Origin of the sequence: Stieleria sp. (genome assembly GCF_041595215.1) — a bacterium.
In the GTDB taxonomy this organism is placed as follows: Bacteria; Planctomycetota; Planctomycetia; order Pirellulales; family Pirellulaceae; genus Stieleria; species Stieleria magnilauensis.
Genome location: NZ_JBFHKV010001196.1, coordinates 1 through 2,434 on the forward strand (window position 1 = coordinate 1; position 2,434 = coordinate 2,434).

Genomic DNA, 2,434 nt, shown 5'->3' on the forward strand with positions numbered 1-2,434 from the left:
CGTTTGAAGACTTGCGCGATGATCTGGCCCGGGCGATCGACGCGACATGAATTCGGCACGCGCCACTGGCTGATCGTCGTTTGCCATCAGCCGGTTCGCGCCAGCGCGAGCGGCGGCGCTAAATCTCGATTGAGCGGTATTGGGCGCGAGCCGTGACGCTAACAAGCGTCACTCCGTTTGGTGTCAAAGGAGAGCGGCAGCGAACCGAGTATCCCGGAGGGATGCCAGCGAGTAGCCGGAGGTCAGCGCAGCGCCACCTCCGGGAAGCACGTCCCACAATCCCCTCGACCCCGGACGGGGTCGCAGTGAGTCAAGTTGCTGGCCGGGTCCGAGGGCGCTGGCGCGAACCGGCTGATGGCAAACGACGATCAGCCAGTGGCGCGTGCCGAATTCATGTCGCGTCGATCGCCCGGGCCAGATCATCGCGCAAGTCTTCAAACGACTCCAACCCCACCGACAAGCGGATCAATCCGTCGGTGATACCGAACCGGGCGCGATCGGCGGCGTCATAACTGGCGTGGGACATCGTTGCCGGTTGCTCGATCAACGATTCGACCGCCCCCAGGCTGACCGCCAAGTGAAACAGTTTGGTCGACTCGCACACCGCCGCGGTTTCCTTGATGCCCGCATCCAACTCGAACGTCACCATCGCCCCGAATCCGCCGACCAGTGTCTTGGCCGCCAGTTCGTGTTGCGGATGACTTTCCAGGCCCGGATACAGCACCATGCGAACCTTCGGATGTTGATCCAGCCAGCGTGCCAAGGCGAGCGCGGTGTTGGACTGTTCCCGGATCCGCAGATCCAACGTCTTCAGTCCACGGCTGACCAGGAAACAGCTCAAGGGATCCAGCACCGCGCCGGTCGCATTTTGGATGTAGTAGAGCCGGTCCAACAGTTCTTGATCGGCCACCGCCAGCGTCCCGCCCAAACAGTCGCTGTGACCGCCCAGGTACTTGGTCGCCGAGTGCATGACGATGTCGATGCCGTGTTCCAGCGGTCGCACCAGCGCCGGTGTTCCGAAGGTGTTGTCGACACCGATGATCACACCACGTTCTTTCGCGATGCCGGCCAACGCCGACAGATCGGGGATCGTCAGTCGCGGGTTGCCGATCGTTTCCGCCCAAATCAATTTCGTCCGATCGTTGACCGCCGCGGCGACGGCGGCGGGGTCGGTCATGTCGACAAGCGTAACGTCAATCCCGCTGCGATTGCAGATCTTGTGCAGCAATCGATACGCACCGCCGTACAGGTCGCATCCGGAGACGACGTGGTCGCCGTTTTCCAACAACATCGTGACGCAGTGGATGGCGGCCATGCCGCTGGAAAACGCCAACGCACCGACGCCCGACTCCAGCGACGCCAGTGTGGTTTGCAGATTGCTTCGCGTCGGGTTGCCGCTTCGCGAATAGTCGAACTGGCCCCACTCGCCCGCGCCGGGTTGGCGAAACGTGCTGGCCAAATGGATCGGCGGCACGACCGCACCGGTCGCCGGATCGATCTCATTGCCGACGTGAATCGCGCGGGTGCGGAAAGAGTTCTCGCCCGCCGACACGTTGTGTCCGTCCTGATCGCTCATACCGACAGAGCCTGCTCCAAGTCGGCGATCAAGTCATCACCGTTTTCGATCCCGCAGGACATGCGGATCATGTTGTCATCGATCCCGAACCGCACGCGGTCTTCGGGCGTGCAATGGAAGTAGCTCATCACCAACGGTTGTTCGATCAGCGATTCCACGCCGCCCAGACTCGGGGCGATCCGCGGGATACGAGCCGCATCGACGATGTTGGCCGTTTGTTTCCAATCGGCGTCGCGAATCGTAAACGTGATCAATCCGCCAAAGCCACGCATTTGCGCCGCGGCGATCGCGTGCGTCGGATGGCTTTTCAGCCCCGGGTAATAGACACGCTCGACACGGGGATGCGACTCCAGGAACTCGGCGATGCGGAGCCCGTTTTCGTTTTGACGCTGCATCCGCAATTCAAACGTCTTCAACCCGCGTTCGAGCAGGTACAGATTGTGGGGCGAGCTGATGTTGCCCAGGATGCCGCGCATGCTGCGAACGGCTTCCAGTTGCTCGCTGCGTCCGCAAAGCACACCGGCCAGCAGATCGTTGTGTCCGCCCAGATACTTCGTCGCCGAGTGCAGCACGTAATCGACGCCGTACTCGGTGGGATTCATGTTGTACGGCGTCGCCAGCGTCGCATCGATCAACGTCTCGACTGCAGTGGCTTTGCCGACAGCGGCGAATTTTTCCAGATCGATGACCGACAGGTGCGGATTGGTCGGCGACTCGCTGACCAGCATTTTGGTGTTGCGGTTGATCGCCGCTTCCATCGCGTCGTAATCACCGGTCGTCACCTGGCGGGTGACCACTCCGAAACGCGACAGGTGCTTGGCACAGAACTCACGACTGCGGTGATAACACTGGTCGAAG

Annotated in this window: 2 protein-coding genes; both read right to left on the minus strand. The window is 61.6% G+C overall.

The features are described from left to right. Positions 1-391: 391 nt before the first annotated feature. A complete protein-coding gene (locus ABX749_RS29620; protein ID WP_372899209.1) occupies positions 392-1,576 on the minus strand; it encodes a PLP-dependent aspartate aminotransferase family protein in 1,185 nt (394 codons plus the stop codon). Further along, on the minus strand, positions 1,573-2,434 hold an 862-nt coding region (locus tag ABX749_RS29625; RefSeq protein WP_372899210.1), incomplete at its 5' end, for a PLP-dependent aspartate aminotransferase family protein. The genes ABX749_RS29625 and ABX749_RS29620, both read right to left, overlap by 4 nt.